Below are 20,463 nucleotides of genomic sequence, written 5' to 3' on the forward strand. Positions count from 1 at the left end.
TTTTTTTCCAAGTTCAATAAGTGCTGCAATTTCTTTTTCGTTGTCTTCTTTGTCATCTCCTAACCAAGCGCCAACCATGGTTTTCATACCGTGTTTTTTGGCATAATGTGGAATGTGTTCGTTTCCTTCTATACATGAGAATGAACGTACCCATTTTGAGTATGGTTTTAATATTTTTATTCTTCTTTCTACTTGTTCTTCACTAATTATATCGCCTGGCTCTTGTCCGTCTTCATACATACTAAAGCAAATACCATGCATGCCTTTTCTGAGTGTTGCTCCCCAAAGTTTTTTTAACTCTTCAGTCGTATATTTTTCAAAATCTATTCCTGAGTGTTCGGTGAAATTGATTCCGCCGTATAAATGATAATCTTCGTCTCTATATGACATTTTTTTGTTTTATTCTGATTGTTTGATTTATAATTCTCCTCTTCGTTCTACTAATTTTTCTTTGATTTCCATAGCTCGTTTTTCACTTAAACTATATTTCCACATTACCCACATTGCCAAAGCTGCAGTTATAACAGGTAAAGCAATATCCGTTATTCTCATTCCTAGTATGGCTTCTTTTGTTTGAGTATCTGCACCAGACACATATCCTAATAATTTTAAAATAAGTCCAGATGTAACCAAGGCAACACCTTGCCCAACTTTAATCATCCACCAATAGATGGCTCCAAATGTTCCTTCTTTACGCGGCATACCATTTTCAAGTTCATCTAAATCACATACATCTGCTGTCATTGACATCATTAGTGTGAATAAACATCCCATTCCGAATGCCATTAATGGAATTGGAAGAAAAATCATATACACGTTTTCAGGATCAAATCCCCACCATTTTAATATGTATCCAATAATAGATATTCCAGTTGCGTATATAAAAGCTTTTTGTTTTCCATATTTGTTTGCCATTACATTTATAATAGGAATTGCAATAAATGCAGTAAATGCGGCTGTTACTGCTGGGAATAAAGTCATCCAAAGTCCAGCCTGTCCAAAATCTCCTCCAAACATGTGAAAAGCTATTATAAACAATCCAAACTCTGCTACAATTTGATATCCGTTGAAGACTAAAAAAGTAGCTACACAAAGTTTAACAAAAGGTTTGTTTTTTAATACTAATTTGATTCCCTGGAAAATTTTACCCATACTATTCCAAAGGGCTTTTGGTGTTACTTCTTCTCTACCCTCCATTTTACTTGAATCAATTCCTCTACAGAAGAAAGCTGGAAGTACTCCTAAAACAATGATAACTACTCCAGATATCAGAGCTATGGTTCTTACAGCTGCTGGTGTATCACTAAAAAGTTCTTCATTAGGTAGCAATAGATATAGGAATGGAACTAACATCCAAGCTATCTGTCCTATTGTATTTGCAAATCCCATTAATCTAGTACGCTCTTTGTAATCAGAAGTCATTTCGTACCCTAAAGCAATTAAAGGTGTTGAAAATATTGTATTACCAAATATTAGCAATATTGAGAATACTAACAAATACCAAAAATTAAACATTTCCGTATTACTCTCATCAATTTGCCAAAGTATAGTAAAAATAATTCCTGTAAAGATAGCTCCTATGAATATGTATGGTCTTCTTCTTCCGTATTTAGAACTTGTATTGTCTGAGATATATCCCATTAGAGGATCGGTAATAGCGTCAAAAATCCTAGGAATTCCAACAATTAATCCTGCTAAGAAAGGATCCATTCCAAAAGCTTTAGTTTTGAGAATAAACACAAATACCCCTAAAAGACCAGGTATTAAATTATTAACTAAATGGCCTGCTCCAAAGGCTGCTTTTTGACCTAAAGGAACTCTATTTCTAGCTACTTTTTCTACTGTTGGCATAAATAAGTTAGTTTTAGTTGGTTAGTACGATGGTTTGAATCGCTTGTGGGTTAATTGATATGTTTTTTGAGGTTTCACCTAATTCTAGTGAAAAGTATTTTTCAGTTTTTCCTTCATTGAATACTACAACTGCAATGCTTCCATCAGGGTTTTTTGCCGCTGTCACCATTAAATCTTTGTCTGTGTTTTGTGCGTCAATGATTTCTGCGCCTGGACGAATGTATTTACTGAAATGTGCCATGGTGTAATAGATTGGCGTCATGTATACTTCGTTTGCATCCGGATCGACAATGATAGGTGCAACACACCAGTTTTTGAACCAGTTTGGTCCTCCTTGTCTGTCTAATACCATATTCCAGTCTACCCAACCATCAACCCAGTTGTTAAGACAACCGATAATGTCTCGCGCATAGCGATTTACAGGTGCATATTTTGGGTGCAAGTGTTTGTCTTTTTCAGATGCCCAATCCCAGCCCCAATCGGTAGCTTCTTTTTTCCAATACCACGCATCGTCTTTCCATACAGGAACTTGTGAGTCTACACAGCCTTCTGTTTCTATTAGGTATTTGTTTGGTGCTTTGTTGTGTCCGTATTGCAATGCTTCTGGAAAGAAATCATACGTGCTTTCATACCAATGAATCGCGATTCCGTCGTAGTATTTTGAGGAAGCTTCGTCCTTATACATTTCGTCCACCCATTCTTTGATACCTGCACGATTTTGATCGTATCCTAAGATTTTTACAGCTCCTTTTCCATCAGCTTCTAGTTTTGGTCCTAAATGGTTTTGCACCAAATCTGTCATTTCTTTCGGTGAAAAGTGCATGCTTTCCCAGTTGTTTCCGTTTCCGTGTGGTTCATTTACAACGGTAATTCCCCAAATATCAATTCCTTCCTCTTTATAAGCATCTAGGTATTTTGAGAAAAATAATGAGTATACATCATTGTATTTTGGTAATAGTTTTCCACCAACCCATTCTTTGTTGTCTTTCATCCATGGCGGCGCAGTCCAAGGTGACGCAATGATTTTAAATCCGTCTTTGGAAGCTGCCAATGCATCTTTGATCATTGGAATTAAGTCGTCTTTGTCTTCTTTTATTGAAAAGTTTTCCAACGTCATATCGTCAGCAACAGGCGCATACGTGTAGTTACTTAATGAAAAATCGCAAGAACTTATGTGTGTTCGGGTGAGTGAATAGCGTGCACCATCATTTCCGAAATACGCTTGAATAATTTTATCTCTGTTTTCTTTTCCTAGTTTATTCAATAAATATGCTGATGATTCCGTAAATGAACCGCCAAAACCAGTAATGGTTTGATACTTTTTTTCAGTGTTTAATACTATCGAAGTCGTTTTCGTAGTATCTTTTGCCGTATTGAATTTTGTAAGCTTTGTAAGTTTGTTACCGCTTTCAGAAGTTTCAAATACTGTTACAATAGGTTCTTTGACCTCTTTTTCTTTATTTCCTTCTTTTTGTTTACACGCTGTAATCATAATGAGTAGCATTAAAAGGCTATATGTGTATTGTTTTTTCATGGTTAGTGATTTATAACAAGTTTCGCTTTTACAGGAGGCAATTGTACTTCTAGTAAGAGTGAGTCTTTACTGCCGTTATACGTTTTTACAATTTGATTTCCGTTTCGGGTTAAGCCCTTGAAAACACCTTGATCTACTAAATTCCAAAGTGCATATTTAGCTTTTCCATCAATGGTAAATAATCCAAAGTGATTTTCAGATCCGCCAGGATTGCGTGCATCTTTCCATATTTCGTCAAATGCTTCAAAGTAGAAACAAGAGATACCATTTTTTTCTGTCCATTCACGCATGTGATTGTAATAGATGGCTTCTTTGTATTCGTCTGTTGCTTTGCTTCCTGTGTTTCCGTAATGTCCGTTAGAATAGGATGCCCAACCCGTTTCTCCTATGTGAATTGGTTTGTTAACACCTACGCTTTTCATGTAATTTTGTACACTGTCATATTGTGAAATGGCATATTCTTTTGCTTTTTCCATTGCATAGTCTATTTTTTCAAGACTTGAACGTTTGCCATCATCCACAGTTCCCCAAAATATTGGGTGATAGTGTGTATCGTGCATTGGATAGGTGTGCATTGAAATGTAATCGACCGCTTTGATGAGTTTGTTTAGGTCTTCAACGTGATATATGCTATCGCCGCCGCCCCAAGATGCAAAATTGTCTGAGCTTGTAATCCACAAATCTTTGTCAAGCTTTCCTCCTTTTTTGAGTTCTTGCAAATGATTTACCCATTTTAAGATGACACCTGGTTGCACGTAATAACTTGCCGCCCATTTTACCATTGCTTCATTTCCGACAGCAATGATTTTTATGATATCAGGATATTGATTCGCCAATGCGACAGCTCTTTCGATTTCGTCTTTGTTTTTTTCACTTTCTTGATTGTGATCGGGAGTTTGGTCTGTCCAAGCATTTTTACAATCAATCCAAGCGCCTAACATGACATACATCTCAAAATTTTTGTCTGCGTTTTTCAGTTCCCTGATTGCTTTTAAAATGTTGGCTGCTTGTGGTAATTGTACATTGTATGTACGTAAAACTCGGATGCCCATCGCATGGAGAATCTTCATATCGTCTTTGAGCTCTGCTATGGTCGGTTGTACATCGCGTGTTTTGGTGCGATATCCTCCATAAGAGATGGCTACATAGTCTTTATTTCCTAATATATCTTTAGCGGTCACTTGTTTTTGTGTTGATGGTTTTGACGACGCTTTCTTTTTTTGCGTCTTTTCACAAGACACTATTAATAGCGTTATCAATACGAACTTAGATATGTGCTTTAATGTTCTCATGATAGTGTCGGTCTTTTATTTTAAATGGTCTTTTTTGATGTGTACATGTATTTGTAAAATGTCACCTGCACGATTGAATACTTTTTGACTTGTTGCTGCGTCTAAGCTTAAATTATCAAATGCTTGTACACTTCCGTTAGCATGTTGTACTGACAATGAATTTTCTTCAGCAACAGTGTATGTAATTGGTACTTGACAATAGGTAAAACACAACGATCCTTTTGCTACAGCTAATTGTTTTGCTTCTGAATGTATGTTTGTGTAATTGAATGTGCTGTCTTTTAACAAAAATTCATCTTTACGCAACATACACGGATCAAAGTATAGTTTTCCATCTGTTACAAATACACCTAGTTCGCCAAAACGACTTAGAATGTCTTCTTTTACTTGTCCTGTCATTCCAGGTTGTTGTGCGCCTTTCCCAGCTGGCGTATGCGAATACGGATCGGTTGGGAATGCGCCATATAGTGATGGTGATTTGTGCACACCAATTCCTTCATTGATTTCGTAATAGTGTTCTAATAGTTTTCCAACAATGACATCACTTTCTTTATCGCGAATTGCTTTTAAACAGCATTCTAACACAGCCAATTGCAGTTTTGACACCATGTGCCAATAGATAGAACCTAAACCTTCATATCCGTAGAATGTTCCTGAACGACCTGTGAAAGCTTTGTGGTTGAATACTTCTTCAAAAGTAGCTAACGCGTGTTCACTTTCAGCCGCAGCTAAATCATTATACGCAGTATTTTTAAGTGCATGTAACGCATCCGCCAAATCATTGGCATTTTTAAAGTTTCCATTGAAATGATAGGTGCCATTTACATCTTTTGAAATGATAGCGTTGTTTCCATCAGCAAGTAGTTTTTGAAATAGTTTTGATTCAGAAACAGCTTCTTTCGGAATGGTATTACGTTCAATAAATCCTTTTAATTCTTTGTTAGGATAGAGTAAATAACTGTATTGATCTGGTCGGAATAGTTTGCTATTTTTTAGTCCATCTAACACAACTACTGCTTCCGCAGATGAGATATAACCTGAACTTAATACGGCAACTTGTCCTTCTAACATTTCGTTTAGGTATGCTACAGAAACGTCGCCATTGTCTTCAACCGTCATTAAGTTGTATGCATGGTATAAGTTGTCTTCGCGCTTGTTGGCTTCTATTGAATGCTCTAAATACGCTAAACTCGTTGTTACAAATGCTTTGATGTCATTGATAGCAATTTTTTCTTTTCTACCAGAAAACGCATTGTTATATACTTGTTCTCTGTACGCGCTTCCTGCTTCTCCTAAACCATCTAATACGTTTCTACGATCGTGATCACCAATTTTACCAGATAATAAACTTTCGTTTACGTTTAGTGTGTGTACAACTTTGTTGAAAAATTCAGAAAGTTCTTTAGAGATTTCTACTGATTCTGTGTTTGAATTTTCAAATACAGTTTCAAAGAATTTTAAGAAACGACGCAAGTAACATAGCGTTACCATTGATATTCCATTTCCTACTAACGCATTGTTTGCATCATTCCATTCGGGACGTTGCGTGTTCATCCAAATTCCGCCTTCGGGAATAAAGTTTGCTATTTTTGCGAGTGTTGTTGCTAGTATTTTTTCGATGAAGTTTACTTTGACAATGAATCTGTTTTCATCTCGAAGTAATGCGCCATCGGCTCCTAATTCCTCTCGTTGTTGTTGAATTTTATGATCTGATTCTTCATTAAACTCAATCGTATCTTTCGGATTTTTGAGTAAGTCTTTGTATTCTTTTATTTTGTATGGAACGTTCGCATATACAAATAAGTCTTTGTCAAAGAAACTTTCTAGCTTTCCTGGCTTGTGGTTTTCAATGATTTCTAAGAATTTTTGTAAGTATATGATTTGGTGATCGCCCCAATATCCAATATACGACCACGGATCGTCTGGTTCACTTACTTCCCAATCGAATCCACCTTTGGTGACTCTGTACGGATTGTATCCATCAAAAGTTGTTGCGTTTAAGAATTTATGAATCATACTTTCAATAAATTCTGGATACGAATGTGCTAGTGCTTCCCAGTTTTGGAAAATATCGCGCCAATTTCCTTCGTAATCTAATATTTTTGAGCCATCTACTTCACTTCGTGTGTTGATAGAGAATTTGTTCCAAGGGCGACTTGGATCTCCGTGACGACGACTGAATTTTAGTGGCATGTACTCTAAACATAAACGTCTAAAGTTTTTATCGTTACTTTCGTAAGCAATTTTTTGTATGTGTGCTAACGAGAATTCTTTTGGTAGCGCTTCTACTGTTTTTTCTGCAGTTCTGGCTACTTTTTTGTTGGCTTTCGCCAGATAGTTTTTAAAGTCCCACTTTTCTATTTGATAGTTATTATCAAAAATTCCACCACGCATAATGTTAAAAAGCGTATTTGAGAAATGACGTGTGTCTCTAAATTTGTCTGCGGTTAATTGCATGGCATCAGAAGCTGAATTTAGTTGAATTAACTTTTCTGTTCCTGCATTGATACTATCTTGCACTCTTCCCGCAAGGCTTAATTCATTTTTTATACGATATGATAGTTTTGCGATATCGTTGTGATCTCTATTTACATTCGCAATCGTCATCCAATCTTTACTTTCAGCTGCTTGCAAGTGTACTTCTGCATTGATGAAGTAAGCACCTTTTTCTGCTTTTACATCTGTTTCTTGCTGAATTGGATGACGTTTACGATATGCTTTTAACTGCAATGACGACAGTAAGTATTGTGCATTGTCTATTCCTAATGACCAAACTACGTTTGCTTTTAAAGCTTCACTTGGCTCGGCTTTGTCAACAATAATTGCGCTTAGCGCGAAGATTCCTAAACCAGTACTTTCTTCTAGTTCTGTTCGTTTGTAAGCATCTACCAAATTACTACTTGCATTCTGAATATCAGAACCAACACCGTACGGTATTATGTTTTGAATTCCATCCAATACATTGATGTGTACAGCTTCTTGCGAGTTGTTGCTAAGGTTTGATTTTTTTACGAATCCAAATTCATCACTAGAATTCCATTGGTACCGAAATGTAAGTTCTAAATCGTGATTGATTTCCTCGAACATTACTTTGTTTCCGTAATTATTTTTGTACAGATTACGTGTTACTTGGTACATTCCTTCAAATCGTTCTGAGAAAGGTTCCCATAAGTAATTTTTACTATTTTTCGTTACTTGAAAGATAGATTTACTTCCTGTTATTTCATTCGATTCTGTTATTTTATCGTCTGTATAATAAGGAAATAATGAAAATTCTGAGTTTTTACGTCCAGCAGTTAATCCACCATTACTAGATATGAACATCCAGTGATTGGAATCACTTACAATACTCATAAAAAATGGTCTTATGGTATCGCTATTGGAAATTTTGTAAAAACGTTCGTTGTCTATGTTTACTGTTTCTATTTGAGACATATTTGATAGAATATCTTGATCTAAGGTTTCTTCTTTAATCATTAGTTGGTCATTGTTTTACTTCCAGGGAAGTAAGGGAATTTTATTGTGTTTTGATTGATTTATTATTCTTGGGTGATATCATCAAAATAGTAAACGTCACCATCGCAAGGCGCATTTCTATCAAAATAGATAATCATACTTTTGAAAGTTCCTGAGTTAACATTTGTAAAATCAAAACTAAGTTCTTGCCATTCTCCTACTTGCGTAATCGTTGCAATTCTTTCTTGGAAAGGGTTTACATTTGGAAAAGGCATAAATTCGAGTCTTAGCGTAACATCAGTAACTTGCGTTTGTGCTAATACTTTCATTTTAAAAGTTTTGTTTGTGATTGTTGAAAAATCTAATGCTGTAGCAAGTTCAACACCTACTCCAGACCAAGTTTGACAACCAGCAGTTTTATCATAAATTTGTACGAAACAACTGTTATTTACATTGTCTAGTACTGGATTTGATACCACAGCGCCTCCAATGTCGCCAAATGCATCAAAGGTTGTGTCATCACTTAAAAATGTCCAGTTTAAATCTCCATTCGCTGGATCATTATTTTCACTAGTTTCTTCTACACATCCGTCAATTGTGAATGTTTCTTGGAACACACTAGAATCTCCATTGTCATTGTATGCTGTTAGGATTACTGTATATGTTCCGTTGAGATACTTATTTACTGGATTTTCTAGAGATGAATTTGTTCCATCGCCAAGATCCCAAGAATACGAAGTGGCACTGTTAGAAACATTGATAAATGAAATTGTTTTAGAGTCTATTTCTTTTATAAATTTTGCTTCCAATCCTACAAGTGTTATTCCACTTTCATTGTCATCTTCACACGAAGTGAACATTGTTGATGAAAATACTACTAGTGCTAGTAGTGCTATTTTATATTTTAAAAATTTCATGTCTTTGTGTTTTTTAGTTATAAACTCTTACGTAGTCAACAAGCATTCTTTGCGGAAAAGTAGTTTCTGCATTTGGACTTCCTGGCAAGTTTCCTCCAACGGCTACGTTTAAGATGATGTAGAAAGAATTATCAAATACCCATGTTCCTTCACCATCGCTTTCTTCTGCAATTGTTTCTGGTGTAATGCTTTGGTATAAAACATCGTCTACGTAGTAGTTAATTTGATTTGGACTCCATTCGATTCCAAAAACGTGAAATTCAGTATCAAATCTATTATCAGTAAGTTCATATTCTTTTGAAACAGCATCTTCTCCTGAAAAGTTAGGTCCGTGTGCACTTCCGAAAACAACCGTTGGTCCATCACCTAAATATTCCATGATATCAATTTCTCCACATGCTGGCCAAGGATTTACATCGCAATCGCTTCCTAATAACCAGAATGCTGGCCATAATCCTTTTCCTTGTGGCAAACGAATTCGCGCTTCAAAACGTCCATATTGTTGTTCAAATAACCCTTGTGTTTTGATTCTGGCAGACGTATAACCGCCCGCAGGATTTTCTCTAGCTGTGATCACTAAAAGTCCATTTTGAACTTCTACATTTTCAGAGTTGCTAGTGTATACTTGCAACTCGTTGTTTCCCCATCCAGCAGGCAAACCTTGTGCTGTTCCGTCTCCTAAATCGTACGTCCATAAACTTGGATCTGGCACACCATCGACATCAAATTCATCTGACATCACTAAATTATTTAGCGTCGCAACAGTTTGGGTTTCATCTGCATCACAACTAACAAAAACAGTGCTTGAGATGATGGTTAATGCTAGGATAGTATTTTTTATTATTTTTTTCATATTTGTATTTTTATGATTTCTTAATAGAAATATATGTTGTCGACTAAAAATGAGGCTCCATTTGAAGAAACAAAAACAATGTAGCCAATGTTTGCTAAGTTAGGAGAACCTGAACCACCACCACCTGTAGGTAATGTAAAGGAACTTAAAGGAACATCAATACTAACCCATTGTCCTTCCATTAATTGACTGCTGAGGTTAAATCCACCTGCAGTTCCATCACCGAAACCATTGTCGGTATCATCTGGCCCAAAATCGATTAATTCCATAACAAGTGCTGAACCAGCTCCGCTTGTTAGTTGTACGTCTAAATGCACCATCGTTTCGCCAGTTACATTTACAGTTCCATCCCATCCAATTCCTATAAAGTCAATTCCTTCATATCGTACATGGCTATTGCCAGCAAAAGTTTGTACTGAAATGAGTTGTGTATTTGATCCTGCAAAGATCCCTGGGTTGAATCCAGAAACACTCGGATACGATTCGCTATAAATAGACACTACATCCGCAGTTGCTTGCGTTGGATCAGGAGCATTTACGAATGAGCCTGTAGAATTTAATGTTAGAGAACCATTGGCTTGTATGTTTCCTATGCTTCCTGTAATCGTAGCTGTACCAGCTCCTATGAGACTTACATCACCAGAAGAAGTTACTGTTGCTACAGAAGTGTCGGTTGAAGAAAATTCAAAGTAAGCTTTTGATGCTTCTACTGATATATTTTGTCCGTTGCCTAAGTTAAATGCAGCTCCTAAGGCTCCAATTGTTGCAGTAAAACCTGTAAAGTTATCAAGTTCTTCATTTTGACCACCAAGTATAAATGGTGCTGGTGGACTGATTGTTCCTAAGTTTTCAAAGCGCAATTCATCCATCCAAAATGTATATCCAACATTATCATTATATGAGCTTGCTATTGTAGTATCATCGTTTCCTAAAACATCAAATGATCCCGCAGAGAATAAGAATAATCCTCTTTCTTGTACTAATTTGGAAGGATCAGGAATTGGAATTATATACTTTTTCCATCCACTTGTTAATTGTATTACAGTTGCAACAGGATATACATCTGTATCGAAATCTGAACCAAAACCAATTCGCACATTTCCAGTGAGCGTTCCTTTTGCCCAAAAAGTTAGCGCATCGTATCCTGAAAGATCTCTTCCTTCACCTCTATCTCTAAAGATACCTCCAATAAATCCTCCTTCTGGGTCGTTTGGTGCTGGCACATCAATTCGTATCGACGATGTTCCTTCATAGGCTTCGTTGTTATCTGTTCCGAAACCAGCTGTATTTGCTCCACCAGCAGGATCAAATGATTCAAAAAATTCGTCTGTTAAACCTACCGGAGCATCCGTAAATATATCCGGTGTGTTTGGGAATGTTGCCTCAACGGCTTCATCCGATATATCTCTTTCACAGCTTACTGTAAAAGCCAGTGCTAAACCAGTGAGTAGTGTATTTTTAAAATATGTTAATGCTTTCATTTTATAGCTGCTTTGTTATTTTCCGATGTTGATGTGTATGTATGTTCTTATTTCCCATTCTGTTCCATTATCAAACCCTACTGGACTTAATATTGGTGCATTAGAAAATTCTCCTGCTGTAGCATTTGGTGCGAATCTTGGTGAGAACTGATCTAGCGTACGCCAAGTTCCACGAATTCCGATTCTTGTACTTGGTAGTACAAACCAATCTGGTTTTCCAAGTGATGTAGAAATGTCTAACATTAATTGTGTAGGATATGTTAGGTTGAAATCTCTGTGATAATCAAATGGTCCCCAATCGTTCAGTTTTACATGTGTTTCAACTTTAATATTGTTGTATATCATTCGAATGTCTCCACCAAATCTTTTAATTAATCGTTGATCATCACCGTTTGCTTGTGCATTTCCATAGTAGAAGTTACCAATAATTCCAAGTTCTGGAGATATTTTAGATACCATACGAGAGTTAATTTCCCATAAATCTTCTGCTGCAACTGTATTAGGGAATGCAAAGAATGTACGGTTTGCATTGAATCCGATGTGTGCATCTTGTGTTGTTGGATAGTGACGGAATACAAATCCTAGGTTTGCAGCAAATTTTGCATCTTCAGCACTATCATTGTTCCATTCATACATCCAGCTTCCTGGAGTTGGATCGTACGTGAAAAGGATTTCAGCTCCAGTCATTTCTCGGTTTCCTCCACGTACTGCAAATGGATCATCAATTACATTACGTAATCTTCCAGGTGCATTTACATCGTTTGGCATCGCGTCTACTAACGGCTTTTGGTACATAAAGTTTGGTGCTATTTGAAAATCGCCCATTGTGTATGTGAAACCAGATAATATGTTTGACATGTTTCCGCTACCAGAATCTCTTAATCTCCATCCAGTAAACGTTTGTGTTTGATCCGCGCCTCCATTGGCAACTAATCCCATTACACTACCTTGTGCATACCAGTTGAATCTTCCTCCTTGGTATGTTATTTTGGCTTTTGCTCCCCAGTTGTCTGTGGATTTGATTTTATCTTGTACAACCGTATAGTTTCCTGAAGTTCCTCTTACATCTTGGTACGAACTACCATTTAATGGGTTTCCTGCCCAGATTCCTCCGACTTGTAATCCAAATTTCCCAAAATCACGTTCTATAGCTATTGTTGCTCTTTCTATTGGCCAAGCAGGAATTACACCACTTCGCACTTGATTTGCATCTAATACACGGCGTCCAGTTTGATCAAATTCAAGATCGGTGTTTAAATCTCTATGATAGATTCCTGTTACATCCCAACCTTTTATCTTTTTTGTATATTTTAATAACATTGTTGGGTTTGCTCCCCACCAAAGTTGTGGTCCAAATGCTGCTTTTGCTCCATTTAAAACTCCTTTACCATCAACTTCAACACCTAAAATCTCACCTCCGTAGATATCTAAATTAGGTCCGTAATTTGCTTCAGGATATAATCCGAAGATATCACCTTCATATCCCCAGTGATAGTGTCCTGTACGGTAGAAACCGCGAACATCAGCAATTTTAGTTTTCCACTCAAATTCTGCGTTGTATACATTTAAACGATTTATATCACCCAATACAACTTCTTCACCATTGCTAGTATCTACTGTTAGTTGTCTGTTTCTATTTTCATAAAAAATTTCATCAATAGGATTTTCGGCAGCACGCCCAATGACATTCATCGTAACATTTGCTCTCATATTTGGAGCAGGATTTCCTTCGATTCCTATGTAATATGATTGCATGTGATCAAAACCTAATTGGTTTGGAAATGCATTTTCATTAGGATCTGGATTGTCTGGTGTTGTTATTAAACTTCCACCTGTATTAAACGTAGTAAATTCAGCTCTTAATTGGCTTAAGCGAATTTTTTGACTGCTTCCGCCGCCCATTGCTGCTTTATCTCCTCTTGCTCTTAATACAGCATCCATAATTTGGATGTTATTAAAATGATTTGATATGAATTCTTTATTTACACCTTTTTCATAAGGATTTAATTGGTGTGCTTCTTTTAATGCGTAGTATGCTGCACGCGGATATAATGTATATAACCCTCTTGCGTCAGTTGGTCCTTTTGCACAAATACCAAACCACTCTTCATTCATGTTATTATCTCCTTCTTTTGCTTGATCTCTTGAATATCCTCCATTTGGCCAAGAAGCATTATTATCATGAACATTTAAATTTTTTGTTTGAAGGTATTTCCACCATCCATCAGAGAATTGAAAAGTAAAACCTCCTAATGAGTTTTGCGCTCCTCCAATACCTGAAGCATTCGTATAAATTTCTTTCCAGTTACCTGTCATGTAGTATGCTTGCGAGTATTGATCTTCTTGATTGTCTCTTGCATTGAATGCATCTGATCCAAATTCTGCAAAAAGAATTGGCATATCAAGTTCGTCGCTTACTCTTTTGAATGCATCTCCGAATGAGATACCACGATACATATTGGTTCCGTATATGTCAACATCTGTACATTCTTCCTTTACTAAGTTAGCATATAATAAATCTCCATTACAAATAGCAATTGGATGCGATGTATCTATTTTTTTTACTTCTAGTGATGCATCATTGAAAGCTTTGTATAAAGCGCGAGCTGCTTTTATTTTGTTTGAATCAATACCTTCAATTGGAATAGCTTCCGTTTCGGCTCCTGTCCAAGATAAGTGATAGTTGTTTTCATTTCCTATCATATACAATAGAAGTCCTGGCGTATCTTTGTATGTGTTTGCCATGTCAATGGCTTCTTTCATCAGTATTTCTCTGGTCGCTGGATCTGAATAATCTGTTTGTGGCGTCCAAGCACCGTTTATGGTAAGTCCGTACGCTCCAAAAGTAATATTGAGCATTGTGTATATGCCATAGTTCTCATAGATGTATTTAATCCATTTTGGTTTTAGTCCATAGGTTCTAATAGCATTTACGCCCATGTTTTTTAGTAGCATCATTTCAGCATCGAGTGCTGACATAATAACATCGTCAGATCTGTTCCATATTCCAGGATCGGTAATTGTAGAACCGATAGGTACATAATCCCAGTTCATACCGTTGATCATAAAATCTTTTCCGTTAACTACCAATTTCATTCCTTGATCCGTTTTCTTGACAGTAACATTATCTGCTTGAGAAAACATAGATGTTGTTAAAAAAATCAGTGCTAAGGTTAGAAAGGTTTTTTTCATCTGTTTATTTTTAGTTTGTTAATGAGATCAGATGGAATTTGCTAAGAATCTTTTTTTTAATGATTAGATTATCTTAACTCATTACATTGTCTATTAAATTTTGATTGGTTTGTTTATAGAGTAATTCGCTTGCTCTATTTTACTTTTACTAAAACTATATATTTTTATTGCGAAATCTTAAATATGAACCACAACAAAAAACATACAATTCAATGAAATGGTGTTAAAATTGCGTTATTACCAATTTAATCCTGCTGATGTTGCAGGATTCACAACTATTATAAAACTTGTTTTTTTTTAATTTTAACATTCTGAACAGCTTGATTTCACTACATGTTGTGGTAATGTTGTAGTAATGATGTAGCATTTTGTATGCACCTTTTTTGCTTTTTATAGACTTTTATCCCTTTTTATGCTTTTTTCGATATACGAAACGAAATCGATGTCTTTTTAAAGTATTCGTATTTTACAGATGAAAAATTGTTAATTTGATTATTTAGTGCTACAATTTTTAGCAAATCGATAGATTGGTTTTGTAAATACGATATTGAAATTTTGTTCTTTTCTTGCTTTGTTTGTTCTTCCCGAATGCGGAAAGAACAAACCTATAAGCAAGTTTGGTTATATAGCTATATCCAAATATTTTTTATTGATATACTCTTACATAATCAATTTCCATAGTATCTTGAGTGAATAATGGATCGATGGTTCCTCCTAATGTTCCGCCCATAGCGACATTTAAGATTAAGAAAAAATCATCATTAAATGGCAATGTAACATCGTTATTTACTGTGTGAAATACAAAATCGTCTACTAGAAAAGTAATTGTAGTATCTGTCCATTCTACAGTATAGTTATGAAATTCTGTTGTTGATGTTGGCAATGCCGTTGTAGCTGAGTCTCCAGCACCTGGAGAAACTCCTGGATGATGTACGGTTCCTAATACGGTATTTTTGTCTTGTCCTTTTTGTTCCATGATGTCAATTTCACCACAAACTGGCCATCCGACAGTATCAAAGTTTGCGCCTAGCATCCAAATGGCTGGCCATGTTCCTTGCGAAGCTGGTAATTTGGCACGTACTTCTATTCTACCATAACTAAATTCATATAGATTTTCAGATTTTAAACGTGCAGATGTGTAATTTCCTCCCGTTTCTTTTTTAGCCGTAATTTTCAGCATTCCGTCTTCAATAACTACGTTATCAGCATTGTTGGTGTAGGTTTGCTCTTCGCCATTTCCCCATCCGCCATCACCGAGGTCATACGTCCAATTGGCTGCATCTGGCGCACCATTTGTATCAAAGTTATCTTCCCAAACTAGATTATTATATTGTGTTTGAAAGCTGTTTCCAGACGGTTCTACGGAAGTGATGATAAACCACCAGTCAAATTCACCGTTTCCATCTGTTGTTCTTAAAATTAATTCATTAGGAACAGAACGATCAAAGATTTCATACGTTTGTGAACCTCCTGTGTAATACCCGATAAAACCATTTCCAGTAAGTGTAATTGTTTCAACACCACTTGGCGCAATTAATGCCCAAGTTTCATCAAAGTCGTTGTATGGTAAGTTTTCAACATCTGCTCCGTTGACTTCTCCTCCTGAACTTCCTAAAGCATCCACTAGATTGACACGTCCAAATACAGTTCCTGAAGCGTCAGTTCCGTCTTCGTCATTGGTATTGTTAGTTATAAATGAGAATGTTCCGTCAGCGTTAAAAATATATCTATCATCATACATTCCTACTGTTGCTTTTTCATCTGGTTGCGCTCCGTACCATTCTGTTGGCACCGTTCCACCAACAGGTCCTAAACCAAAGTGTCCAGCTTGTTCTGATTTGATTCTCCATGTTCTAGAGCTATCTCCAACTAGTTTTTCTAATAATTCTGCTGGTGGCGCATACGTTGCTAATACATCTACCGTAATTGTGGTAGTTGTAGAATTTCCTGCAGTTCCGTAAGCAATTACATTGACAGTGTATGAGTTTATACCTAAGTTAGAAAATATGAACGAAGCTGTTCCCGTAGGTGCAGTTTGTTCGTTTCCTTCATAGATAAAACGATAGGTAATGGTATCATCTGCGGAAGCGCTAAAATTAACGACTCCACTACCATCTCCATTTGGATTGTTTGCATCCTGACCAACTATGGTTGCCGTTACTTGCAAGTTGGTTGGTGTGAGTAAATCGCCCACCGTTGGATCGTCATCCTGACAGCTAACCGTTAGCAGCAAGATCCCTAGAAGCGACGTAAATATGTTTTTAATTTTTTTCATCTTTTTCTATATTAGTTTTTGATAAGCTTATACGTCCAGAATACTCCGGCTCCAGCTTCAATTTCTACTGTAATGGTATTAGCATCAATGAATGTTACATTGTAAGTTACTGAACTTGGCGCATCTGCAGGGTTTGAAAGTTCACCTGAGTTTACAGCCTTCGGAATTCCTAAGTAAGCTCCTGTTCCGTTTAGTGTTACAGTTCCTGCTGTGTCGTCATAGACAAATGTTGCAGGTGTTGCTCCGTCATGTGGTGCTACTGCGCCTCCACAAGCGTCTCCACTTCCACTTTGCCATCCTTCAACCCAAGTATCGATTCCTAATACATTGCTGAATGAACCATCGTTTCCAAATACATATTCATCATCATAGAAACATGCTCTTTCTGCAACTTGCGCATCACTAATTGCGAACCATTCTCCTGAACCTGCTGATGGTCCAACTGCTAATGATCCTGCTTCTGGAGCTACACTCCATGATCCTGCTAATGGTGACATTGGTGCATCTCCTTCTCTGATAAGTTTGTATGTCCAAAATACACCTGATCCTGCTTCAATTGACACTGTCATGTTGTTAGCGTCGTCAAGTGTTACTGTATATGTTATTGCACTTGGCGCATCTGCTGGATTTGAAAGTTCTCCAGTGTTTACAGCTTTTGGCAATGCTATGTATGCTCCAGTTCCGTTAATTGTTACGGTTCCTGCTGTTTCATTGTATGTGTATGTTGCTGCTGCAGATCCGTCATGTGGTGCAATTGGTGCTCCACAAGCATCTCCACTTCCGCTTTGCCATCCTTCAATCCAAGTGTCAGCTCCTAATACATTGCTAAACGAACCATCTGTTCCAAATACATAAGTATCATCGTAGTAACAAGCTCTTTCTGCAACTTGGGCATCACTGATTGCGAACCATTCTCCTGAACCTGGTGATGGTCCGACAGCTAATGATCCTGCTACTGGCGCTACTTTCCATGTTCCTGCAATTGTTGGTGCTGTTGATGCTTCTTTGTAGAAATAGATATTGTCAATAAATACTGTTCCTGATGCCCAAGGCGTTCCAACGAATTTTAATTGGAAGATTTCATTTACGGATAATCCTTGATCTACATATTCTGCAATAGGAATTTCGATTGTTGTCCATGAATCTGCCGTTAACGAACGTGTTACTGGTGCTTCTGATGCGCCACCTGGTCCGTTTATTAGTGAAGTTTCAATATCTGTTACGACATCTGCTGTCCATACATCTAAGTGTAAAAATTCCATTCCAGACACATCTACCGTTGTTCCATCTGCCAACGCAATTCCTTGATAGCTTAGGTTTACGTATTGTAACATTTCGTCACCAGCTAAGTCGAACAATGCCCAACCACTACCTTGACTTCCTTGTCCCCAATCTGGGAAATAGTTTGTGTCTGGCACATCGTTATACGCACTACTAAATATAGAGATTACGTCTCCGTCTGCTCTTGCAGGTTGTGCTGGTGCTGATGTTAATGGTTGTACGATTGCTGTTACTTCAAATTCTTCTGTATAGGTTGTTGTTTCTATGGCTCCACCCATGGCAATTACCGTAATGGTGTATGTGCCAGGTTCGTCATAAATATATGAGATTGTTTCGCCAATGTTTCCAGATACTACTTCGCTTCCGTCACCAAAGTTAATTTGGTTACTCATTGCAAATTCTGCTGTAGCAGTAATATTTACCTGCTTAGAAATCCCAGGATCATTTTCAATGGTTACCACTAAGTTTTGTGGCGCTTGAAATGATACGACTATTTGCTGTGTTAAGCTTGTCGTATCTCCATTTAATGCTTTTGCTGTTAGCGTTACACTGTAGTTTCCTTCTGCATACGTATGTTCTACGAAGCTTCCTGGAGTTATTGCAGCAGCTATATCTGATCCATCTCCATAATCAAGACTGTAGGTTGTTACGCCTTCTCCAACTGGTGTAATTTTCACCAAACCAGTGTTGTCTTGTGTAATTTCTGTTAGTAAGGATAAATTTGTAGGCGCGCTTACCGTATCTACAAAATCCAAGTTGTCTTCTTCTTCGCAACTAAAAACGATTAGTGCGACAAGACATAAACTGAATACATATTTTATTATTTTCATCTTGTATTGTTTTCTTTTTTCTAGCGGTTAATATCCTGCATTTTGTGGCCAACGATTTCCTGCCAATTCAATTTCAATTCTTGGAATTGGGAATACTTCGTTTTTCCCTGATGTAAATCCTGGAATAGAGCTTGTTTCTCCTGTTCTAACTTGGTCAAAGAAACGATGTCCTTCACCCGCTAGTTCGCGTCTTCTTTCTGCTAATACATTTTCTAATGTTGCAGGTATTCTGTTGTTTGTATCTCCAAAAGCTCTATCGCGAATAGCATCTAAGAATGTTTGCGGATTTGCTATTGGTGCTGGCGCTCGTAAGTTTGCTTCTGCTGCCATTAATAATACATCTGCAAAGCGAATGGCTCTGTAGTTGTTGCTTCTGTTAATGTTTGCGTCTTGTATTACGTTGTCGTTTGCATACGGGATATATTTTAGATTGAAATATCCTGTATGTTCAGATCCTAATGAAAAGGTTACATCTGGTCTTGCAAATACAAAGGCATCAATATCTAATACTGTAGCTGCCAAACGTGTGTCGCCAGCTTGGTATAAATCTACTACGTCTTGTACAGGCACATTGAAACTGAAACCTGATGCATACGGACCAAAGTCACCACTTTGAAAACGCGGTCCCATAAACCCTACTGCGACATTTCCTTCTACACATTGGAAACAACCGAAACTTGCTCCTTCTTGCGTACCTGAGTATTGAATTTCAAATACAGATTCTGAGTTATTTTCGTTGTTGTTTAGGAAGATTGTGTTAAAATCTGATACTAATTGGTACTGACCAGAGTTGATTACTTCATTGAACGCTTCCGCCGCTAAGGTAAATTTTTCTTGGTATAGATATATTTTCCCAAGTAATGCCCAAGCTGCTCCTTTTGTAACTCTACCATTTTGCGCTTGTGACCAAGGCAAGTTTGGAATTGCATTCATTAAATCAACTTCTAATTGCAAGTATACATCTGCTTTTGGCGTTCTGTCAATTGATTGTGTTTCAGTAATTGAGATTCTTCTGTCGGTGTACATTGGTACATCGCCAAAGAATTTTACCAATTCAAAGTAAAAGTATGAACGTAAGAATAGATTTTCTGCCAATAGTTGGTCTTTTCCCTCAAAGTCTATTTTGTCTTGAAATTCTACAATGTAGTTTGCTCTACTGATTCCTGCATACATCCATTGAAAAACATTACGCAATCCGCCGTTGTCTGGCGTATGAATCATGTCATCGATTTGTTGCCAGTCTAATACATCAGTTGGGTTTTCTCCACCACATAGACTGTTATCAGAGGCAATTTCACCTAAAATATTATTCAAATACGTTGTAGATAGTAAGTCGTATACACCAATTAGTGCATCTTGATAATTATCTGGCGTATTAAAAAAGTTTTCCGAGTTTTCTTGCCCTGGTGGCAATTCTACTAAATAATCATCACAAGATTGTATGCTTATAATGATCAGCAGTAACCCTGCTATTTTTGTTATCTTATTGTACATAGTGATG

The 20,463-nt window shown here is 36.9% G+C and carries 11 protein-coding genes and 1 pseudogene; all 12 read right to left on the reverse strand.

Translation table 11 applies throughout. The annotated features are described in order from the left end of the window. Positions 1 to 390: pseudogene (locus AB8B65_RS00695) on the reverse strand (glycosyl hydrolase); the annotation flags it as partial. A 27-nt stretch (positions 391 to 417) separates the two neighbouring features. Beyond that, on the reverse strand, positions 418 to 1,851 hold the full coding sequence (locus tag AB8B65_RS00700; protein WP_405298869.1) for an MFS transporter: 1,434 nt from the start codon (positions 1,849 to 1,851) through the stop codon (positions 418 to 420). Positions 1,852 to 1,864: 13 nt separating this feature from the next. Further along, positions 1,865 to 3,385, reverse strand: coding sequence for a glycoside hydrolase family 30 protein (locus AB8B65_RS00705; protein WP_405298870.1), 1,521 nt, complete (start codon positions 3,383 to 3,385; stop codon positions 1,865 to 1,867). A 2-nt stretch (positions 3,386 to 3,387) separates the two neighbouring features. Beyond that, on the reverse strand, positions 3,388 to 4,677 hold the full coding sequence (locus tag AB8B65_RS00710; RefSeq protein ID WP_405298871.1) for a glycosyl hydrolase family 17 protein: 1,290 nt from the start codon (positions 4,675 to 4,677) through the stop codon (positions 3,388 to 3,390). 15 nt (positions 4,678 to 4,692) lie between these two features. Next, entirely contained in the window at positions 4,693 to 8,154 is a 3,462-nt protein-coding gene (locus AB8B65_RS00715) for a hypothetical protein (protein ID WP_405298872.1), read from the reverse strand. A gap of 62 nt (positions 8,155 to 8,216) precedes the next feature. Then, a complete protein-coding gene (locus tag AB8B65_RS00720) occupies positions 8,217 to 9,050 on the reverse strand; it encodes a PKD domain-containing protein (protein WP_405298873.1) in 834 nt (277 codons plus the stop codon). Positions 9,051 to 9,063: 13 nt separating this feature from the next. Then, positions 9,064 to 9,903: a family 16 glycosylhydrolase gene (locus AB8B65_RS00725; RefSeq protein ID WP_405298874.1), complete on the reverse strand. Its 840-nt coding sequence runs from the start codon at positions 9,901 to 9,903 to the stop codon at positions 9,064 to 9,066. A 20-nt stretch (positions 9,904 to 9,923) separates the two neighbouring features. Then, positions 9,924 to 11,384, reverse strand: coding sequence for a hypothetical protein (locus tag AB8B65_RS00730; protein ID WP_405298875.1), 1,461 nt, complete (start codon positions 11,382 to 11,384; stop codon positions 9,924 to 9,926). A 15-nt stretch (positions 11,385 to 11,399) separates the two neighbouring features. Beyond that, complete coding sequence (locus tag AB8B65_RS00735; RefSeq protein WP_405298876.1) at positions 11,400 to 14,576, reverse strand: glycoside hydrolase family 2 TIM barrel-domain containing protein; 3,177 nt, start codon at positions 14,574 to 14,576, stop codon at positions 11,400 to 11,402. Positions 14,577 to 15,222: 646 nt separating this feature from the next. Then, positions 15,223 to 16,851: a glycoside hydrolase family 16 protein gene (locus AB8B65_RS00740; RefSeq protein ID WP_405298877.1), complete on the reverse strand. Its 1,629-nt coding sequence runs from the start codon at positions 16,849 to 16,851 to the stop codon at positions 15,223 to 15,225. A gap of 11 nt (positions 16,852 to 16,862) precedes the next feature. Beyond that, on the reverse strand, positions 16,863 to 18,962 hold the full coding sequence (locus AB8B65_RS00745) for a PKD domain-containing protein (protein ID WP_405298878.1): 2,100 nt from the start codon (positions 18,960 to 18,962) through the stop codon (positions 16,863 to 16,865). A 27-nt stretch (positions 18,963 to 18,989) separates the two neighbouring features. Then, on the reverse strand, positions 18,990 to 20,456 hold the full coding sequence (locus AB8B65_RS00750; protein ID WP_405298879.1) for a RagB/SusD family nutrient uptake outer membrane protein: 1,467 nt from the start codon (positions 20,454 to 20,456) through the stop codon (positions 18,990 to 18,992). Positions 20,457 to 20,463: the final 7 nt, after the last annotated feature.

The sequence above is a fragment of the Kordia sp. genome (assembly GCF_045105435.1).
In the GTDB taxonomy this organism is placed as follows: Bacteria; Bacteroidota; Bacteroidia; order Flavobacteriales; family Flavobacteriaceae; genus Kordia.